Annotated in this window: 13 protein-coding genes and 1 pseudogene; 9 read left to right on the top strand and 5 right to left on the bottom strand. The window is 59.1% G+C overall.

Going from position 1 to position 18,913, the window contains the following annotated elements; all coding sequences use genetic code 11:
* Positions 1-124 precede the first annotated feature (124 nt).
* The 7 genes and pseudogenes from ACK83U_RS24695 to ACK83U_RS24665 all read left to right on the top strand — a co-directional run bounded on the left by ACK83U_RS24695 (position 125) and on the right by ACK83U_RS24665 (position 8,674).
* Entirely contained in the window at positions 125-1,054 is a 930-nt protein-coding gene (locus ACK83U_RS24695; protein WP_095436627.1) for an ArsR/SmtB family transcription factor, read from the top strand.
* Positions 1,055-1,272: 218 nt separating this feature from the next.
* Complete coding sequence (locus ACK83U_RS24690; protein WP_112603805.1) at positions 1,273-2,781, top strand: alpha-L-arabinofuranosidase C-terminal domain-containing protein; 1,509 nt, start codon at positions 1,273-1,275, stop codon at positions 2,779-2,781.
* A 195-nt stretch (positions 2,782-2,976) separates the two neighbouring features.
* Positions 2,977-4,878 carry an ABC transporter substrate-binding protein gene (locus ACK83U_RS24685; protein ID WP_112603803.1) on the top strand — a complete coding sequence of 634 codons (1,902 nt, stop codon included), beginning with the start codon at positions 2,977-2,979 and terminating at the stop codon, positions 4,876-4,878.
* Positions 4,879-4,995: 117 nt separating this feature from the next.
* Positions 4,996-5,999, top strand: a pseudogene (locus ACK83U_RS24680) (ABC transporter permease).
* Positions 6,000-6,002: 3 nt separating this feature from the next.
* Positions 6,003-6,860 carry an ABC transporter permease gene (locus ACK83U_RS24675; RefSeq protein WP_015342901.1) on the top strand — a complete coding sequence of 286 codons (858 nt, stop codon included), beginning with the start codon at positions 6,003-6,005 and terminating at the stop codon, positions 6,858-6,860.
* A gap of 3 nt (positions 6,861-6,863) precedes the next feature.
* The gene (locus ACK83U_RS24670; RefSeq protein WP_112603799.1) at positions 6,864-7,853 is read left to right on the top strand and encodes an ABC transporter ATP-binding protein; all 990 of its coding nucleotides are present in this window, start codon (positions 6,864-6,866) and stop codon (positions 7,851-7,853) included.
* Positions 7,850-8,674, top strand: a complete 825-nt coding sequence (locus tag ACK83U_RS24665; RefSeq protein WP_112603797.1) for an ABC transporter ATP-binding protein — start codon at positions 7,850-7,852, stop codon at positions 8,672-8,674. Before ACK83U_RS24670 ends, ACK83U_RS24665 begins: the two co-directional genes overlap by 4 nt.
* Before the next feature lie 10 nt (positions 8,675-8,684).
* Here ACK83U_RS24665 and ACK83U_RS24660 read toward each other — a convergent pair whose 3' ends face one another.
* Positions 8,685-9,116, bottom strand: coding sequence for an Lrp/AsnC family transcriptional regulator (locus ACK83U_RS24660; protein ID WP_112337254.1), 432 nt, complete (start codon positions 9,114-9,116; stop codon positions 8,685-8,687).
* Positions 9,117-9,254: 138 nt separating this feature from the next.
* Here ACK83U_RS24660 and ACK83U_RS24655 point away from each other — a divergent pair, with 138 nt between their 5' ends.
* On the top strand, positions 9,255-10,358 hold the full coding sequence (locus ACK83U_RS24655) for a saccharopine dehydrogenase family protein (RefSeq protein WP_112603795.1): 1,104 nt from the start codon (positions 9,255-9,257) through the stop codon (positions 10,356-10,358).
* An 82-nt stretch (positions 10,359-10,440) separates the two neighbouring features.
* Here ACK83U_RS24655 and ACK83U_RS24650 read toward each other — a convergent pair whose 3' ends face one another.
* From ACK83U_RS24650 to ACK83U_RS24635, 4 genes are all read right to left on the bottom strand, one after another.
* Positions 10,441-13,476 carry an FAD-binding and (Fe-S)-binding domain-containing protein gene (locus ACK83U_RS24650; protein ID WP_112603793.1) on the bottom strand — a complete coding sequence of 1,012 codons (3,036 nt, stop codon included), beginning with the start codon at positions 13,474-13,476 and terminating at the stop codon, positions 10,441-10,443.
* Positions 13,477-13,611: 135 nt separating this feature from the next.
* A complete protein-coding gene (locus ACK83U_RS24645) occupies positions 13,612-14,847 on the bottom strand; it encodes a pyridoxal phosphate-dependent aminotransferase (RefSeq protein WP_112603791.1) in 1,236 nt (411 codons plus the stop codon).
* A gap of 5 nt (positions 14,848-14,852) precedes the next feature.
* The gene (locus ACK83U_RS24640; RefSeq protein ID WP_112603789.1) at positions 14,853-16,385 is read right to left on the bottom strand and encodes an aldehyde dehydrogenase family protein; all 1,533 of its coding nucleotides are present in this window, start codon (positions 16,383-16,385) and stop codon (positions 14,853-14,855) included.
* A gap of 59 nt (positions 16,386-16,444) precedes the next feature.
* A complete protein-coding gene (locus ACK83U_RS24635; RefSeq protein WP_112603787.1) occupies positions 16,445-17,839 on the bottom strand; it encodes a VOC family protein in 1,395 nt (464 codons plus the stop codon).
* A gap of 104 nt (positions 17,840-17,943) precedes the next feature.
* Here ACK83U_RS24635 and ACK83U_RS24630 point away from each other — a divergent pair, with 104 nt between their 5' ends.
* A complete protein-coding gene (locus tag ACK83U_RS24630) occupies positions 17,944-18,846 on the top strand; it encodes a LysR family transcriptional regulator (protein ID WP_112603785.1) in 903 nt (300 codons plus the stop codon).
* Positions 18,847-18,913: the final 67 nt, after the last annotated feature.

Genomic DNA, 18,913 nt, shown 5'->3' with positions numbered 1-18,913 from the left:
GAGCTGGCTGGCGTCTTCTCATTGCGTGGAGAAGGCGCTAGGCCGGAGCATCTCGAGTAATATCTCTTGTGAAATCAAAAATCCTGATATAAATGAAATCTATTGATGGGGAATTCAGGATTTTATGCAGCGCGGCTTTCTGACAATTTATGCGGGTGAGAACGCTGCGGTTTTCCGGGCGTTATCGGCGCCGGCACGTGTCGATATGTTGAAGCTGCTCTGCGCAAGGGGCTCGCTGAATGTCAACGAGATCGCCCGGGAGCTTGATCTGCCGCAATCGACCGTCGCGACTGGTATCATGATCCTGGAGGAGGCCGGTCTTGTCGAGACCAAGGCTGCAAAGGCGCGCAAGGGTTACCAGAAGATCTGTACCGCGCTTTACGATGAGATCCTGCTGAGCTTCGAGGATCAGGCCTTCAAGCATGATGAGGACGTGATCGAAGTCGCCATGCCGATCGGTCTCTACACGAGCTGCGAGACGCATGCGCCTTGTGGCCTGTGCTCGACCGAGGGCGTCATTGGCCTGCTTGATGTTCCCGACTATTTCCTTGATCCGCAGCGCATGCAGGCAGGTCTTCTCTGGTTCGGGCGTGGCCATGTCGAGTATAAATTCCCGAACAATGCCAAGATCTTGAACAGGAACGTCAATGCCATCGAATTCTCGATGGAGCTCTCGTCCGAAGTGCCTGGCACCAATCCGGACTGGCCGTCCGACATCACTGTGTGGATCAACGGCGTCGCCGTTGGCACATGGACGTCTCCGGGCGATTATGGCGATAAGCGCGGGGCTTTTACGCCAAGCTGGTGGAAGCTCGAAGGCTCTCAATACGGCAAGCTCAAGACCTGGCGAATCTCCAAGAAGGGCACCTTCATCGACGGCGTTGCCTCTTCCGATGTGACGATCGATGATCTTGCCATCAGTCAGCATTCGTCGATCCGCCTGCGGATCGGGATTGCCGACGATGCGCGCAACACCGGTGGCATCAATATTTTCGGCCGCGGTTTCGGCAACTATGGCCGCGATATCCTTATGCGCATCGATTTGGCTCAATAGTATCGTAATTTATGATACATAATATCGTATCGGAGCCAAATGCCGACAAGTCATATTTTTCATAAGTCACTGAATTTAAAACTTATTTTGTTATCTCGTGAGTGTCGCTACCATAGCTTTAGCGATATTTTCCGTCTTGAATGCGTTGACGACCTTCCAAAAGTGTATCAAGATCAAGGTATAAGAACGAAATATCTGATATATATGGGAGGAAGGCCGTGAAGGCGCATGTGATCGTCCACCGTGATTTCCGAATTGCCGACATCGATGATCGGCTTTACAGCTCTTTTCTGGAGCATCTGGGGCGGGCGATTTATGGCGGCATCTACGAGCCGGGCCATCCAGCCGCCGATGAGAACGGATTTCGCAAGGATGTGATTGAGCTTGTGCGCGAGCTCAACTCGCCCTACTGCCGCTATCCCGGTGGCAATTTCGTTTCAGCCTATAATTGGGAAGATGGCGTCGGGCCGCGGTCCGAGCGGCCGGTGCGTCTCGATCTTGCCTGGCGGACGCGGGAGAGCAACCAGATCGGCGTCAATGAATTCGTCGATTGGTGCAAGAAGGCCAATACCAAACCGATGCTTGCCGTCAACCTCGGCTCGCGCGGGCTGGATGCGGCGAGAAACTTCCTTGAATATTGCAATCATCCAGGCGGCACATACTGGTCGGATCTGCGGCGCAAGCACGGCTGGGCCGATCCGCATGGGGTGAAGCTCTGGTGCCTGGGCAATGAAATGGACGGTCCCTGGCAGGTGGGTCACAAGTCCGCCTATGAATATGGACGCCTGGCCGATGAGACTGCCAAGGCCATGCGCGGCTTTGATAAATCGCTCGAACTCGTCGTCTGCGGCTCGTCCAATTCCGATATGAAGACCTATCCCGATTGGGAAGCGCAGGTTCTGGATCAGTGCTACGACAGCGCCGACCATATCTCGCTACATATGTATTTCGCCAACCGCGAGAAGAACACGCTGAACTATCTCGCAAAGGCCGAGAAGCTGGATCGCTATATCGTCACCATCGGCGGTGTCATTGACTATATCAAGGCGAAGAAGCGCTCGAAGAAGACGATCGGCATTTCCTTCGACGAGTGGAACGTCTGGTATCACTCAAACCAGCAGGATAAGGAGATTCTCGCCCGTGACGAATGGCCGGATGCGCCGCATCTGCTGGAGGATGTCTATAATTTCGAGGACGTGCTGCAGGTCGGCGGCATTCTCAACACCTTCATTCGCCGCTCCGATCGCGTTCGCATTGCCTGCATCGCCCAGCTTGTCAATGTGATCGCACCGATCATGACGGAGGATGGCGGCCCGGCATGGCGGCAGACGATCTACTACCCGCTCTATTTCGCCTCGAAATATGGCCGCGGTTATGCGTTGCGCCTCGTCACGGATGGTCCGACCTATGACAGCGACGAGGCCGATGACGTGCCTTATCTCGATGTGTCGGCCGTTCACGACGAAATGGGAAAGATGGTTACGCTGTTTGTCGTCAACCGTCATCCCGACAGCGCGCTCGATCTAGATACACGTCTCGAAGGCTTTGCCGGAGCCCGTGTCGTCGAACAGCATGAAATCGTCAACAACGATTTGCAGGCAACCAACACTGCAGCGCATCCGAACGCGGTCGTCCCGACCAATACGGGCGATGCCAAGATCGAGGATGGCCGGCTTCGTGCCACGCTGAAGCCGCTGTCCTACACGGTGATCCGGCTGGCGGTCTGACGCCGTGTCGCCGGGGGGCGATACGCCCGGCACTAAAAGCGGTCGAACAGTCGCGAGGAGGCGGCTGACGACCCGTTGCAGGCCCGGACCGCCGCGCGCTGTTTTGAGCGGCCGGCCGGGAAAAAGGGGTGAAAATCGCGGCCTGCTCATCATCACTTGAGTGTACCGCGCAGTCGATAAAAATGGGAGGAGATCATGAAGCAGTGGAAGAAGCTTGCCTTCGGCGTCGCGCTGGCCACGTTCGGCCTCATCGCGGCGGCCCAGGCTCAGGACTATACCTCTTTGCCCCGCAAGGAGACCTTGATCGTCGAAAACCCTGAGGGAACGATCAAGAATCCGGGCTGGTTCAACATCTGGGTCAATGGTGGCGGCGGCGTTTCGACCGGCCTCCAGCAGCTGACCATGGACACGCTCTGGTACATCGATCCGGAGAAAGGTCTGGGCGGCTCGGCCTGGGACAACTCACTTGCTTCCGACAAGCCGCAATATAACGACGATTTCACCCAGATGACGGTGAAACTGCGCAAGGGCCTTTATTGGAGTGACGGCGTCGAATTCACGGCCGATGACGTCGTCTACACCGTCAAGACCCAGATGGATCATCCGGGTATGAACTGGAGCGCGGCCTTCTCGGTTCAGGTCGCAAGCGTCGAGGCGCCGGATCCCTATACGGTCGTCTTCAAGTTGAAGAAGCCGAACTCGCGTTTCCACGCCATCTTCACCGTTCGCTGGAACGGCGCCTGGATCATGCCCAAGCATGTCTTCGAAAAGGTCGCTGATCCCGTACGCTATGACAATGCCAATCCCGTTTCGCTCGGCGCCTATAAGCTGAAGGCGTTCGATCCGCAGGGCAAATGGTACACCTGGGAGAAGCGTGACGACTGGCAGCGCACCTCGCTTGGCCGTTTCGGAGAACCGGCCCCGAAATATGTCACCTATGTCGATCCCGGTCCGCCGGATAAGCGCACCATCGCGCAGCTCGAGCACAATCTCGATATCATTCACGACAACACGCCGGAAGGCATGTTCACGCTGAAGGAAAAGTCGAAGACCGTCGACAGCTGGTTCCCCGGCTTCCCGTTCGCCCATCCGGATCCGACGCTGCCGGCTGTGATCTTCAACAATCAGGATCCGCTGTTCCAGAATGCCGATGTGCGCTGGGCCTTGGCACTGCTCATTGATATCAAAGCTGTCGATATGGCGAGCTATCGTGGCGCGGCCACGCTTTCCGCGCTCGGCGTTCCGCCGACGGCAATCGCCATGACGGATTATCAGGCGCCGATGCAGGATTGGCTGAAGAATTTCGAAGTTGACACCGGCAAGCGCAAGATAAAGCCCTACGATCCCACGATCGGCCAGCAAATCGCCGATATCCTGCGCAAGCAGCCGAAATACAAGGATCAGATCCCGACCGATCCGGCCGCCATCAGTGCTGCCTTCGGTTACGGCTGGTGGAAGCCCGATCCACAGGCCGCCGCTGAGCTGCTGGAAAAGGCCGGCTTCAAGAAGGTGGGCGGCAAATGGATGACGCCTGACGGGCAGCCGTTCAAGATCCGTTTGACGGTCGAAGGCGATACTCGCTCCGTCTTTACCCGTGCGGGCACTCTGATCGCCCAGCAATGGGCAGCCTTCGGGATCGATTCCAAAGCTGCTCCATCCACCAGCGTCTGGCAGGCGGGATTGCAGCCCGGCAACTACCAGGTTGCGATTGCATGGAGCGTCGAGACCTGGGGCGGCGATCCCGATCTGTCCTTCTTCCTTGACAGCTGGCATTCGGAGTTCGTCGCCAAGAAGGGTGAGAACCAGGCACCGCGCAACTGGCAGCGTTGGTCCAATCCGGATCTCGACAAGATCATCGAAAATATTCGCCGCGTCAGCGCCGATGATCCGAAGGGCATCGAACTTGGCAAGGACTATCTGAAGCTGGTCGCGCAGCAGATGCCGACCATTCCGCTGATGTCCTATAACGTCTTCACCTCGATGGATACGACCTACTGGAAAGGCTATCCGACCATTGCCGACCCCTATACGGACCCCGTTCCCAATTGGGCGAACTCCCGATTGATGATGGTCAAGCTGAAGCCGGCACAGCCCTGATTTCTCCCGACCCTGATGCGGCAACCGCCGCGTCAGGCACCTTTCGCCGGACACTAGGCAGGTCCGGCGAATCTTTTGAATTGATGATGAAGCGCAAGCAGCGAGGAAGACGGCGGCATGACGTCCTATCCAGTTTTCGTATTGAGACGATTTGGCCAATTCCTGCTCGTTGTCTTCCTCGGCATTTCCGCAACATTCTTCATCACTCACATGACGCCGATCGATCCCGTCGAGGAAAGCATCGGGACCATCCAGCAGATGGGCCAATCCGATCCCCGCGCCGTCGACCTGATGCGTCAGTCGTTGCGTGAGCTTTATGGTCTCGAGGGCTCCATCTGGCAGCAATACCTGCATTTCTGGGGGCGCCTTGCGACCGGCGATCTCGGGCCGTCGCTTTCGGCCTTTCCCACGCCTGTTTCCGCCATCATCGCGAGGGCGCTGCCTTGGACGATCGGTCTGATGACTGTTTCTGTCATCCTGACCTTCATTCTCGGCAACATGATCGGCGCGCTCGCCGGCTATTATCGCAAGAGCGCGGTGCTGAAGGCCGTCAGCCTGGTTTTCATCGCCATGCAGCCGATCCCCTATTACATCCTCGCCTTCTTCTCATTATTCTCTTCGGCTATGTCTGGCCGATCCTGCCGATCAATGGCGGCTATGAGATGAACACTAACCTCAATCTCTCGGTTACGCTGGTGCTCGATATTCTCCGCCACTCCATCCTGCCGGCGCTGTCGCTGATCCTTGTTGGGACGGGCGGCTGGCTCATCGGCATGCGGGCGCTCGTCTCCAATATCATAACCGAGGATTATGTTGTTTTCGCCGAGCTCGGCGGCGTGCCGAAGCGCAAGATCCTGCGCTCCTACATTGCCCGCAATGCCATGGTGCCGCAGTTTACCGGCCTTGCCATGTCGCTTGGCGCGGTCTTCAACGGCACGGTCATTACCGAAATCGTCTTCGGCTATCCCGGTATCGGCAATCTTCTGATTTCGGCTGTGCATGCCGGCGACTACAGCCTCGTCCTGGGGCTCAGCGCGCTATCGATCGTCGGTGTCGCGGCGGCCGTATTCATCATCGACATATTGGGTCCGCTGATCGACCCGCGCATCAAGGTGGAGTAGGCCATGCTGACGATCGTTCGCGACCTTGCTCGCCAGAATATGGAATTCCTTTTCGGTCTTCTGTTGCTCGCCATCATCGTCGGGCTGGTGATCCTGTCTTATTTCTCGCCCTATGGCCCGGCCGATCTTTATCTGCTGCCGCCCGACATGCCGCCGGATGGGCAATACTGGCTGGGCACGACGTCGCGCGGCCAGGATGTTTTCTGGCAGCTCACGACAGCGCTCCGCAACACGCTCTATTTCGGCATCGGCGTTGCCATTCTCTCGCGCATTATCTCGCTGGTCGTGGGGCTGGTGGCTGGCTATGCCGGCGGTGCTGTCGATCGCGTACTGATGGCGATCAACGACAGTATCATGGTCATTCCGCAGTTTCCGTTGCTGATCCTGTTCTACTTCGTGCTCAAGGATGAAATGACCTGGACGGTGCTCATCATCGTTATGGCCTCGCTCGGCTGGTCCTACGACGCGCGCCTGATCCGCTCGGTGGCGATCAGCCTGAAGACGCGGCCTTTCACCACGCAGAGCGTCTATTCCGGCATGAGCATGCGCAAGATCCTCGTCGAGGAACATCTGCCCTATGTGCTGCCGATCGTCTTCGCCACGACGATGAACAACATGATCTGGTCGATCGGTATGGAGATCACGCTCGCGGTGCTCGGTTTCACCGATATCGAAACGCCGACCATGGGCATGATGATCTATTGGGCCAATGCGCATTCGGCGCTTATCGCCGGTACATGGTGGTGGGTTGCAGCGCCGGTCGCTGCCATCGTGGTGCTGTTCATGGCGCTCTTCCTGCTGTCGATGTCGATGAATGAATATAACGACCCCCGCAGTCGTTTGAACCGGATGGGAGGCTGAGGCATGGAGGCTGTCGTCGAGGTCAACAACCTCAAGGCTTATTACCGGGCCTTCCTTTATGGCGTCGATCGCGAGGTGCGGGCGGTTGACGATATCAGCCTGTCGATCGCCCGTGGCGAGATCTATGGCGTTGCCGGTGAATCGAGCAGCGGCAAGACGACGCTGATCAAGACGATCGCCGGCGCCATCCGCCCGCCGCTGCGCGTCGTCTCCGGCGCCGTCAAATTCCATTTCAACAATGGAACTCAGGATATTTACGCCATGACGGCGGAGCAGCGGTCATCGCTTCGCTGGCGGCATCTTTCCTATATCATGCAGGGATCGATGAATGTGCTCAATCCCGTCCGCCGTATCCGGCACTCGTTCACCGATTTCGCCTTCCGCCACATGAAGGCCGATCGCGCCACCTTCTTCGATCGCGTTGGCACCCATCTCCAGCGGCTGAAATTGGATGCGAATCTTCTCGATGCCTATCCGCATGAATTGTCCGGCGGCATGCGGCAGCGCATGACGATCGCGCTCGCCACCATCCTGACGCCCGAATTCATCATCGCCGATGAGCCGACGACGGCGCTCGATGTCATCGTCCAGCGCGACGTGCTGCAAATGATCCGCGAGATACAGCGCGATATGGGGTCGTCCTTCCTATTCGTGACCCACGACATGGGCGTGCACGCCGCCGTTTCCGATCGCATCGGCATCGTCTATGCCGGGCGACTGGTCGAGGAGGCGCCGACGCGCAAACTCTTTCACATGCCGCTCCATCCCTATACGCAGCATCTGGTTGCAAGCCTGCCGCGGATCGGGGATGCCTCCACGCGCCCCTCGCTTGAGGGCAGGCCGCCCAATCTCGCCACGCCGCCGGAAGGATGCCGCTTTCATCCGCGCTGTCCGAAGCGCATGGATATTTGCAGCCGCGAAGTGCCGCCTATGGTGACCATCGAGCCGGACCGGCGTGTCGCCTGCTTCGCAGTGACGGGAGGAGCGCGATGAGCGATCTTCTTTCACTCTCGCATGTTAGCAAGATCTATCGCCAAGGGGGCATGCTCAGCCGCCGTCATATCACGGCGGTTCGCGATGTCAGTCTGAGCCTGGGAGAGGAGCCGGAAATCCTCTCCATCGTCGGTGAGTCGGGCTCAGGCAAATCGACCATTGCGGCGATGATCCTCGGCCAGACGGCGCCGACATCGGGCAGCCTGAATTTTCGCGGCAGACCAGTGGCCATTCATGGCCGATCCGAGCGGCGCGCCTTCATGCGGGAGGTCCAGCCGGTTCTTCAGAATCCGTTCGAAGCGTTCAACCCCCTCAAGAGGGTTGATCGATATCTTTTTGAAACGGCAAGGAATTTCGCGCCGATGGGTCCAAGGCCAAGCCGAGCCGATGTCGAGCGTATTGCAGACGAGGCGCTTGCCCATATCGGCTTAACCCTTGCCGAGGTGAAGGGGCGGTTTCCGCATGAGCTTTCGGGCGGTCAGCTGCAGCGCACCGCCATTGCCCGCGCGCTGATACCGCAGCCCCGTTTGCTGGTAGCCGACGAGCCGGTTTCGATGGTCGATGCTTCGCTTAGAATGGCGATCGTCAATCTCTTCGGTCAGCTGAAGAAAGAGCTCGGGCTGTCGATCATCTACATCACGCATGATCTGGCAACCGCTTATTATATCAGCGATCGCATCATCATCATGAAGAAAGGTGAGATCGTCGAGCAAGGCGGCGCGCGAGCCGTCCTCGACAATCCGCAGCATCCCTATTCGGGGGCTTTGAAGGAGGCTGTCCTCTCCACCACGCCCGAGATGGAAACGGCAACGACCCTATGATCGTCTATTTTCAACGCGAGATTCGGGTCGAAAGGATGATGGATGACAGGGTGCGCTCGACGCCGTCGATCGTGCCGATACCATCGATCAGCTGATCCAGCTCGGAGATCGAGGGTGCTGCGATGATGGCGATCAGATCGAAGGTGCCGCTGACGGAATGAAGCGTCGTTACCTCGGGGATAGCATTCAGCGATGCCGTCACGGCTGACAGCGCCTTCGGCGCGATCGTAATCAGCACATGCGCCCGAATGAGACCAGAAAGATAGGTCTCGGACAGCCGCACGCCATAGCCTGAGATCACACCTTCCCGCTCCAGCCGTTCAAGCCTCGCCTGGACGGTGGTGCGCGACAGCGACAGCTTTTTAGCGAGAGTCGCGACAGGCATGCGGGCATTCTGGCCGAGCAAGGCGATCAGTTCGCGGTCCTTATCGGTGACCTGCATGGCGACTCCTGCATTGTGCAAATTCTATTCGTCAGTTTGTATAGTTTTGTACAACGAAATGCGTTTTTTGTCGCTATGAATCGTTCAACTCCTACCTACACTTATAAAAATCTTATCAATGAAATGCAGGGGAGTCATATGAAAGACATAGTGGTCATCGGCGCGGGCAAGATCGGTGGGGCGATCGCTCTAATGCTGGCCGAAACAGGCGACTACACGGTCGTCGTCGTCGACCGCAGCCAGGAACAGCTGGACAAGATCGACCGTCACCCTGCAATTTCCACCGCCGCTGTCGACATCGCCGATCGCGCCGGGCTCGTTGGCGTTCTGAAGGGCAAGTTTGCCGTCTTGTCGGCCGCACCGTTCCATCTTACAGGCTTCGTCGCGGAAGCGGCACTTGAAGCCAACGTCCATTATCTCGACCTCACCGAGGATGTGGCCACGACCAAGAAGGTTGAGGAACTGGCTCAGGGCGCCAACACCGCCTTCATCCCGCAATGCGGCTTGGCGCCGGGCTTCATCTCGATCGTCGCCAATGATCTCGCCAAACGTTTCGACAGTCTCGACAGCGTGCGCATGCGCGTCGGCGCGCTGCCGCAATATCCCTCCAACGCTCTGAACTACAATTTGACCTGGAGCACGGACGGCCTCATCAACGAATATATCGAGCCCTGCGAAGCGATCGTCGAAGGCAAGCTCGTGACTGTGCCGGCCATGGAAGAGCGCGAAGAATTCTCGCTCGACGGCGTCACCTACGAGGCCTTCAACACGTCCGGTGGCCTCGGCACGCTCGCCAAGACACTGGCTGGCCGTGTCCGCACGATGAACTACCGCACCATCCGCTATCCCGGCCATCAGGCCATCATCAAGGCGCTGCTCAACGACCTCAACCTCAAGAACCGCCGTGATGTGCTGAAAGATCTCTTCGAGAACGCGCTGCCGGCCACCATGCAGGACGTGGTCGTCGTTTTCGTCACCGTCTGCGGTTGGCGCGAGGGCCGTTACATGCAGGAAACCTATGCCAACAAGGTCTATGCAGGCATCGTCGCGGGCAAGAAGATGAGCGCCATCCAGATCACCACGGCTGCCGGCATTACCACGGTGCTCGATCTGCTGGCTCAAGGCAAGCTGCCCGCCAAGGGCTTTGTTTGCCAAGAAGAAATCGATCTTGGCGATTTCTTGGCCAATCGCTTCGGACGGGTGTACAGCCTTGAGAAGATCAAGATGAAAGAAGCGGTTTAAGCGGCCAATTTACTTGATGTTTTTCATGTGGCGCCTTCGGGCGCCACATGTGTTTTAGCCTTTAAAGATTACTTTATGGAGGCTACCTTGTCAGACGCTCGAGGATCTCAACGGGATGCAGGATGGCCTGGTTATCGATCTTGGCAACTTGCGAACGACAGGAAAAGCCGGTCGCCATAACCATCGTCTGATTGCCGTTTTCGGCGATCTTGTCCTGCCAGCTCATCGCGTAGAGCTTTTCCGAAATGGCGCGATTGCGCACCTCGTGGCCGAAGGTGCCGGCCATGCCGCAGCAGCCGACATCGGCTATATCGAGCTTGATACCCAATTTTCCGAAAAGCACGGACCATTGCTTGATAGCAGCCGGCGCATTCGTTCTCTCCGTGCAGTGGGCAAGCAGCGTGAAGCGTTCGTGCGGCACAGCCTCTGATGCTCGTATTCGGTCGAGATCGGCGGCGAGCCATTCCTGAAGCAGCAGCACCGGCGCGCGCAGCTTGGCGGAGGGCAGGGCGGCATATTCGCTGCGATAGGTCAGCGTCATTGACGGATCGATGCCGACAAGCGGAATGCCCATTTGCGAGATACGATCGAGATAATCACGCGATTTCGCCGCCGTCTTCTCGAAGCGGCCGAGATAGCCATGCACATGCAGGGCCTTGCCGTTGTTCTGCGACATAGCGAGCAACGGTTGGAAGCCTATCTTCAGGGCGAGCTTGAGCGCGGCGATGACGACGGCTGGATCGAAATAGGTGGAGAAGACATCGGCTACAATGACGACCGCTTGGGCTCGCTCCTCTGTGGTGAGCTTTCTCAACCGTTCAGGAGTAGCAACCTGCACGCCGAGACGAGCGGCTTCCCTTTCCAGCGATACTGCAGGCATGACGGGAAGGGCGGTGAGGCCGGCAAGCCGCATCAAGCCCTGGCCGGCGGTCGATCCGGTCAGCAGATTGTAGCCTAGTTTGAAACGCGCCATTAGCGGCAGGGTCGTCTCGATGGCAGCAACGATTGGGTCCTTGAAGGGCCCGAGGTATCGGCCGTAATAGAGCTCCAGGAATTTCGAGCGGAAGGCCGGGACGCTGACCTTAACCGGACATTGGCCGGCACAAGCCTTGCAGGCGAGGCAGGTATCCATCGCCGCCCGCACCTCATGAGAGAAATCGTTCCGATTGGCCGGATTAAGCGAGTTGACCGTCCGCCGCAGGAGGTTCCCGATAGGGTTGGCTCGGCGCAGCATGTCCGCCTCCCGCCGCGGATCGACCTTACGCTCGGCAAGCAGGCGCAGCCATTCGCGCATCATTGCCGCGCGACCCTTCGGCGAATAGCGCCGATCGCCCGTCGCCTTGAAGGAGGGGCACATTGGGCTCGTGGTATCGAAATCGAAACAGGCCCCGTTGCCGTTACAATAGGCGGCATTATCGAAGGCGGCGCGGATATCGTTGCCGATAATGCGATCAAAGTCACCGCGCAGTGATACTTCGTCGATCTTCAGCAACGGGCGGGTGGAGCCGGATGCGATCTTGCCGGGATTGAGGCGATCGCCGGGGTCGAATGCGCGCTTGATGTCCTGCAGGCTGGGATAAAGCTCGCCAAAATACTCAGGGACATATTCCGAGCGAACGCCCTTGCCATGTTCGCCCCAGAGCACACCGCCATATTTGCGGGTGAGGCTAACGACGCCGTCGCTGATCTTGCGGACAAGCGGCTGGTGGTCGGCGCGGGTAAGATCAAGCGCCGGGCGAACATGCAGCACCCCGGCATCGACATGGCCGAACATGCCGTAATCCAGCCCTTCGGCATCAAGAAGGGCGCGGAATTCCCTTATATAGGCAGCCAGATGCTCGGGCGGAACGGCAGTGTCCTCCACGAAGGGCACCGGGCGCACCGGTCCTTCGACATTGCCGAGCAGGCCGACCGCGCGCTTGCGCATCGACCAGATTGCTTCGATCTCGGCCTTTTCGCGTGCGATTGTATAACCCTTGTGGCGTGCTGAAGAGCGGTCATCAAGCGCGGTGGTGACATCTGCGAGCTTGCGCCCCAGCTCATCGCGATCGTCGGCCAGCACCTCGACGATATTGATGCCGTTGGCCGAGCCGGACGCATCCTCCGGAAAGAAGTGGGCGATGCCGCTCCAGACGATGTCACCCTTCGCCAAGCCGAGCACTTTCTCATCGACCGTTTCGACCGAGGCGACCTTCAGCGCCACCAGCCGCCTGGCATCCTCGAGCGCCGTGTTGAAATCATCATAGCGGATGTTGATGAGGGCCGATTGCGCCGGTATCGGCAGCACGTTGAGTTCGGCCTCGGCAATTAAAGCAAGCGTGCCTTCCGAGCCGCACAGTAGCGCATTGAGATCGAAGCGGCCGTCCTCTCGCCGGATATGGGCGAGATCATAGCCGGTCATGTAGCGGTTGAGTTTCGGGAAGGTCGCTTCGATCAGCTCGCTTTTATCTGTGGCTATCGCATCGACCACCCGGTGAATTTCGCCGATCCGATCATCACGCGCCTTGATCTCGTTCAGCTCGGTCTCGGCGAGCGGGCGCGACCACCAATCGCTGCCATCTGAGAGCACCACATGCAGGCCGAGAACATGGTTGCTGGTCTTGCCGTAGAGACACGAGCCCTGGCCGCAGGCATCGGTGGAAATCATGCCGCCGATCGTGGCGCGGTTGGAGGTTGAAAGTTCGGGTGCGAAGAACAGACCGTATGGTTTCAGCGCCTTGTTCAGCTGATCCTTGACGACGCCGGCCTCGACACGGGCGATCTTTCGGACCGGATCGATCTCCAGGATGCGGTTCATATGCCTGGAGCAATCGACGATAATGCCGGAGGTCAACGATTGTCCGTTCGTTCCGGTGCCGCCGCCGCGCGGTGCGATGACGAGATCGGAAAAGGCGGGCTCGGATATGGCCTTGGCGACGAGTTTCAGATCTTCGACGCCGCGTGGATAGAGGATTGACGTCGGCGTGACCTGATAGATGGAATTGTCGGTCGAGGCGACCGTCCGCGCGCCGTCATCCGTCTCAACATCGCCTTGAAAGCCTAGTGCGCCCAGTCGGCGCTCGAAGGCGCCGATCTGATGTTGCGAACTGTCTTTCGCCGAAACGAGGCGTGGTATCATGATATGAAGACTTCCGGCGTTTTACGCGTTGATTGAAGCATTCCCGCTTTTAAACGGAATCACGGAAATGCTCTATCTCTTTGTTTTCACGCAATTCCGGATGGGCAGCCGTCTTGCGCGTCTGCCGCCACTGTTCTAGCGTCGGAGCGCGGCGCAGGCGCGCTCGATGCGATCAAGGGCTTCGATGAGATCGGCTTCCGACGTTGCGTAGGAAATACGGAAATAGGGCGACAATCCGAATGCCGAGCCGGGCACGACGGCGACATGGGCCTCATCGAGCAGATAGGCGCAGAAATCCGCATCCGTCTCGATAGACTTTCCGGATGGCGTTTTCGTTCCGAGTACCCCAGCGCAGCCAGAGAATGTGTAAAAGGCGCCTTCCGGCACAAGGCAATCCAGCCCTTCAATGGCATTCAGCCTGTTGACCACCAGATCGCGCCGACGTTGGAAGCTTGTCTTGCGACCCTCAAGAAAATCCTGCGGGCCATTCAGTGCGGCAGCGGCGGCCGCCTGGCTGACGGAGGAGGGGCAGGATGTCGCCTGGCTTTGGATGACTGCCATCGCTTTGATGAGAGCCTTGGGACCGCCGGCATAGCCGATGCGCCAGCCGGTCATGGCATAGGCTTTGGAAACGCCGTTGACCGTCAGCGTCCGGCTCTTGAGAAGTGGTTCGATGGCGACGGGCGTGGTGAACTCAAAGCCCTCATAGACGATGTGCTCATACATGTCGTCGACCATCAGCCAGACATGCGGATGGCGCAACAGCGCCTCGATCAGCGGCAGATAATCGGCCTTGGAATAGGCGGCACCCGATGGGTTCGATGGCGAATTGAGCAACAGCCAGCGCGTCTTCGGGGTAATGGCCTTCTCGAGCTGATCCGCCTTCAGGCGAAAACCGGCCTTGGCATCGCAGGGGATCAGAACAGGCACGCCGCCGCAGATTTCGACGATATCGGAATAGGAGGTCCAATAGGGCGTCGGGATGATGACTTCGTCGCCCGGATTGATCGAGGCCATGAAGGCGTTGAACAGGATCTGCTTGGCACCCGTCGCCACGGTGATTTCGTCGAGCGCGTAGTCGATGCCGTTCTCGCGCTGGAACTTTCCGGCGATCGCCTTCTTCAGTTCCGGCGTGCCGTCGAGTGCGGTGTATTTCGTTTCGCCGCGATCGATGGCGGCCTTGGCCGCTTCCTTCACGTTGTCGGGCGTATCGAAATCCGGTTCGCCGGCGCCGAGAATGATGACGGGCAGGCCTTCCCGCTTCATCGCACTGGCGCGCGCGCCGATTTGAAGAATGGTGGAAACGCCGATGGATGCGATGCGTGAAGCGGGCTTGAAGCCCGCCTCCTCGATTTTCGTGGCGATCGTCATGGAGCTTACTCGATGTCGAAGGAGACACCCTGCGCAAGCGGCAGGGCCTTGGAGTAATTCACCGTGTTCGTCGCCCGGCGCATATAAGCCTTCCAGGCATCCGAGCCGGATTCGCGGCCGCCGCCCGTTTCCTTCTCGCCACCGAATGCGCCGCCGATTTCAGCGCCCGAGGTGCCGATATTGACGTTGGCGATGCCGCAATCCGAGCCATCGGCTGCGAGGAAACGCTCGGATTCCTGCATGTCGCGCGTGAAGATCGAGGACGACAGACCGGCGGCAACTGCATTGTGCTGATCAATAACCGTATCGAAATCGTCATAGGGCATGACATAGAGGATCGGCGCGAAGGTTTCTTCCATAACCGGGCCAGCCTGCTTCGGCATTTCCACAAGCGCCGGCTTCGCGTAATAGCTGTCGGCATGGCCGACATCGATGCGCTCGCCGCCGGTGACGGAGCCGCCATGGGCCTTGGCCTCGGCAATCGCCTTCTGCATGTTGTCGAACGCGGCCTTGTCGATCAACGGGCCTACGAGCGCGGAGGAATGCAGGGGATCGCCGACCGAGACACTCTGATAGGCCTTCTTCAGCCGCGGCACGAGCTGATCGTAGACGCTTTTGTGGACGAAGAGACGGCGTAGCGTCGTGCAGCGCTGGCCGGCCGTGCCCATGGCGCCGAAGGCGATGGCACGCAATGCCATGTCGAGATCGGCTGAGGGGCAGACGATGCCGGCATTGTTGCCGCCGAGTTCGAGAATGGCGCGGGCAAAACGCTTGGCAAGCCGCGGTCCAACCTCACGGCCCATGCGCGTCGAGCCGGTTGCGGATACGAGCGGCACCTTCGGATGGTCGACGAGGATTTCGCCGATAGCGCGATCGCCGATCAGTACCTGCGAAAGACCTTCCGGCGCATCGCCGAAACGGGCAAGCGCACGATCAAGGATAGCCTGCGAGGCAAGCGCGGTCAGCGGCGTCTTTTCCGAGGGCTTCCAGACGACGGCGTCTCCGCAGATCAGCGCCAGCGCCGCGTTCCACGACCAGACCGCGACCGGGAAGTTGAAGGCGGAGATGATGCCGACGACACCGAGCGGATGCCAGGTTTCCATCATGCGATGGCCCGGGCGTTCGGTGGCGATCGTCAGGCCGTAGAGCTGACGGGAAAGACCGACGGCGAAATCGCAGATGTCGATCATTTCCTGCACTTCGCCGAGTCCTTCGGAGCGGATCTTGCCGGCTTCGATGGAAACCAGGCGGCCGAGATCGTCCTTGGCGGCGCGCAGCTCTTCGCCGAGCAGGCGCACCAGTTCGCCGCGCTTCGGGGCCGGCACGAGGCGCCAGGCGCGGAATGCTGCATGCGCCTTCTCGATTTTCTTTGCCGCTTCATCGGCCGAAACGGTCTTGAGGCTGCCGATCCGCTCGCCGGTGACCGGGGAGTAGGAGGGCATGTCGCCTTGTGTGTAGAGCGCTTTGTCGACGCCGAACTTTTCGAGAATGGCGACAGCTTCGGCTGCAATGGAAGGGGTCTTGGCTGCAATGTTCATCGTTTGAAACTCCACTTGTCTTGATCCGGATGGCGCGCGGCTTTTATTGCCGCATCACCTCACTCGGCGGCGTCTTGTTTGGATAATGCCCGCAGGCACGCGTCGATCGATGCCTGTTCGATGCCGGCGTAATGGTCGAATTCGTTCAGCACCTTCATGCCGAGATCGGCTTCGAAGCGCTGCTGGTTCGGACTGGCGACGAAGTCCTGCTGCGCACCATCGCCGAGATTGGACTGGAAAATGCCGGCGGCGCTGACAGGGAGAAAGTCCTCGTAGACGATCGGATCGAACTGGACGACGCCCTGGTCGATCAGCGCGTCGATATCCCCATGGCTCGCTTCGGCAGTCTTGCCCTTGGCCGTCAGCGAATAGGTGAAATAGCCGAGCCCTTCGGCGCGGATTGCCGCCCAGTCATCCGGGAATTCTGCGAAGCTCTGGGCAAGTGCCGCCTCATAGTCGCGCGCGTTCGATCCATCCGCAGCCGGGCGCACGATCTTGCGCGACTGACCGAGCAGCTTGTCATAAAGCGCGCGACCCTTCGGCGTCAGCGCAATGCCGCGCTGTTCGATCTCGCCGAAGCGCGCGGTGTGCGAGCCGGCTTCCCAGATGCCATCGGCATTGCGGAAGGAAACGGGTTCTTCGAGCGCTTTGAACGAGGTCTGGCGTAGCAGGATCGGGCAGTTGCGCGTGGGTGGCCCCTCGACCACGGCTTTTGGCGCGATGTCGTACTCCGGCATCAGCGCCTGGACGCGATCGATATCGAGCGTGCGCGGCGTCAGATGGTTGATGTGCGGCCCCTTGAAGGACACGACATCGGCAATCAGGCGATGGGCATCATGGAGGCGATGGTACATGCCGGCATCGACATTGGCCTCGTCATGCCAGCGGAAGGTTTCCAAAACCTCGCCGACGAAGCGCTGGGCATCGTCCTTGTTCAGGCCACCTTCGCGCTCGGCCTTTTCGGTGAGTGCAACGGCGCCATCGGTGAAAATCCGGCGCTTCGCGAGAATGTCTGCGGCGGCCTTGCGAAGGTCTTCGTCGGCGATGAGATCGAGCCGCAGCAGCGAGGTGAAAACGCGGAAGGGATTGCGCTTCAGCTCCTCATCGCCGATCGGCCGGAATGCGGTCGAATGAACCGGTACGCCGGCGGTCGAGAGGTCGTAATAGCCGACCGGGTACATGCCCATGACGGCGAAGACGCGGGCCATCATCGCAAGTTCCGCCGCCGTGCCGAGCCGGATGGCGCCATGCCGCTCCTCGGAGATACGATCGAGATAATCGGTCGCTTCCAGCCGCTCTCTCAGCTTGGGCTGTGCTGTCAGCGTTTCGTCGTTGACGCGGGCGACCAGTTCCATGAGCGTGCCATAGGCGGGCACTTCTTCGCGATACATCGCCGACATGGCGGCGGAAAAAGCGCTGCGAATATCGCTGGTCGAGACGTGATCAGGCTTCATGTGCGATCTCTTCCTGAAAGACTATGTCATTCCTATCTGGCAGAATATCTCTTGTTCGACTACCGGTCTTGTGAGAGAAAATTCTAACTTGATGCGAAAATGGAATGACCATGCGCCGCCGCCTCATCCCTGACATCGTTAACCTGCAGGCATTCGAATGCGCCGCGCGCCACCAGAATTTCTCGCGTGCGGCCGAAGAGCTCAATCTCACGCAAAGCGCCGTCAGCCGCCAGATCAGCGATCTCGAGCAGCAGACGGGCCTGAAATTGTTCGAGCGTGTTCGGCAGCGCGTCGTGCTGTCCGAGGCCGGACTTCGGCTGTTGCCGGAGGTGAAGGACCTGCTGCTGCGCTCCGAGCGGCTGATGATAGGCGCTGTTGCTGCCGGCCAGATGAAATTATCGCTGAAGGTCGCGACCTTGCCGACTTTCGGTACGCGTTGGCTGGTGCCGCGCCTCGGCCGGTTTCTCGACGAACATCGCGATGTCGCCATCACGGTGGAATCGCGATCCAAGCCTTTCAATTTTGAGGAGGATAATTTCGATCTCGCCATTCACTACGGTCTGCCGGCATGGGCGGGAGCCGTCGCGACCTTCCTTTGTAACGAAACCGTGCTGCCTGTTGCCAGCCGGGAACTCGCCGGACGGCTGGGTCTGATCTCGCCGGAAGAATTATCGGGAGCCCCACTGTTGCATCTGACAACGCGGCCGAAGCTCTGGGCGCAATGGTTCGATCTTCAGGAGCTGCCGACCGAGAACGCATATCCCGGGGCGCGCTTCGACCAGTTTTCCATGATCATCGCAGCGGCCATTGCCGGGCTCGGTGTGGCGCTTCTGCCCACCTATCTGATCGAGGATGAGCTCAAGGCCGGCACGCTTCTGCCGCTCTTTAATCTGCCGATGCCGACCGAGAACAGCTATTACGTCGTCATGCCGGAAAAGAAGCAGACGAATGAGACGGCGATATTGTTTCAGGATTGGTTGCTGAGCGAGGTCGCGCCGCAGTCGTAGGTGACGACGCCAGAGGGTTGTATCGAGTAAAAAGGTAAGGTCACTAGATGTAGCCCCGCCTTTTCCA

The organism is Rhizobium sp. WW22, from assembly GCF_047041135.1.
In the GTDB taxonomy this organism is placed as follows: domain Bacteria; phylum Pseudomonadota; class Alphaproteobacteria; order Rhizobiales; family Rhizobiaceae; genus Rhizobium.
Note: the sequence above shows the minus strand (reverse complement) of the source record. Positions and strands in the feature narration are given on the sequence as shown.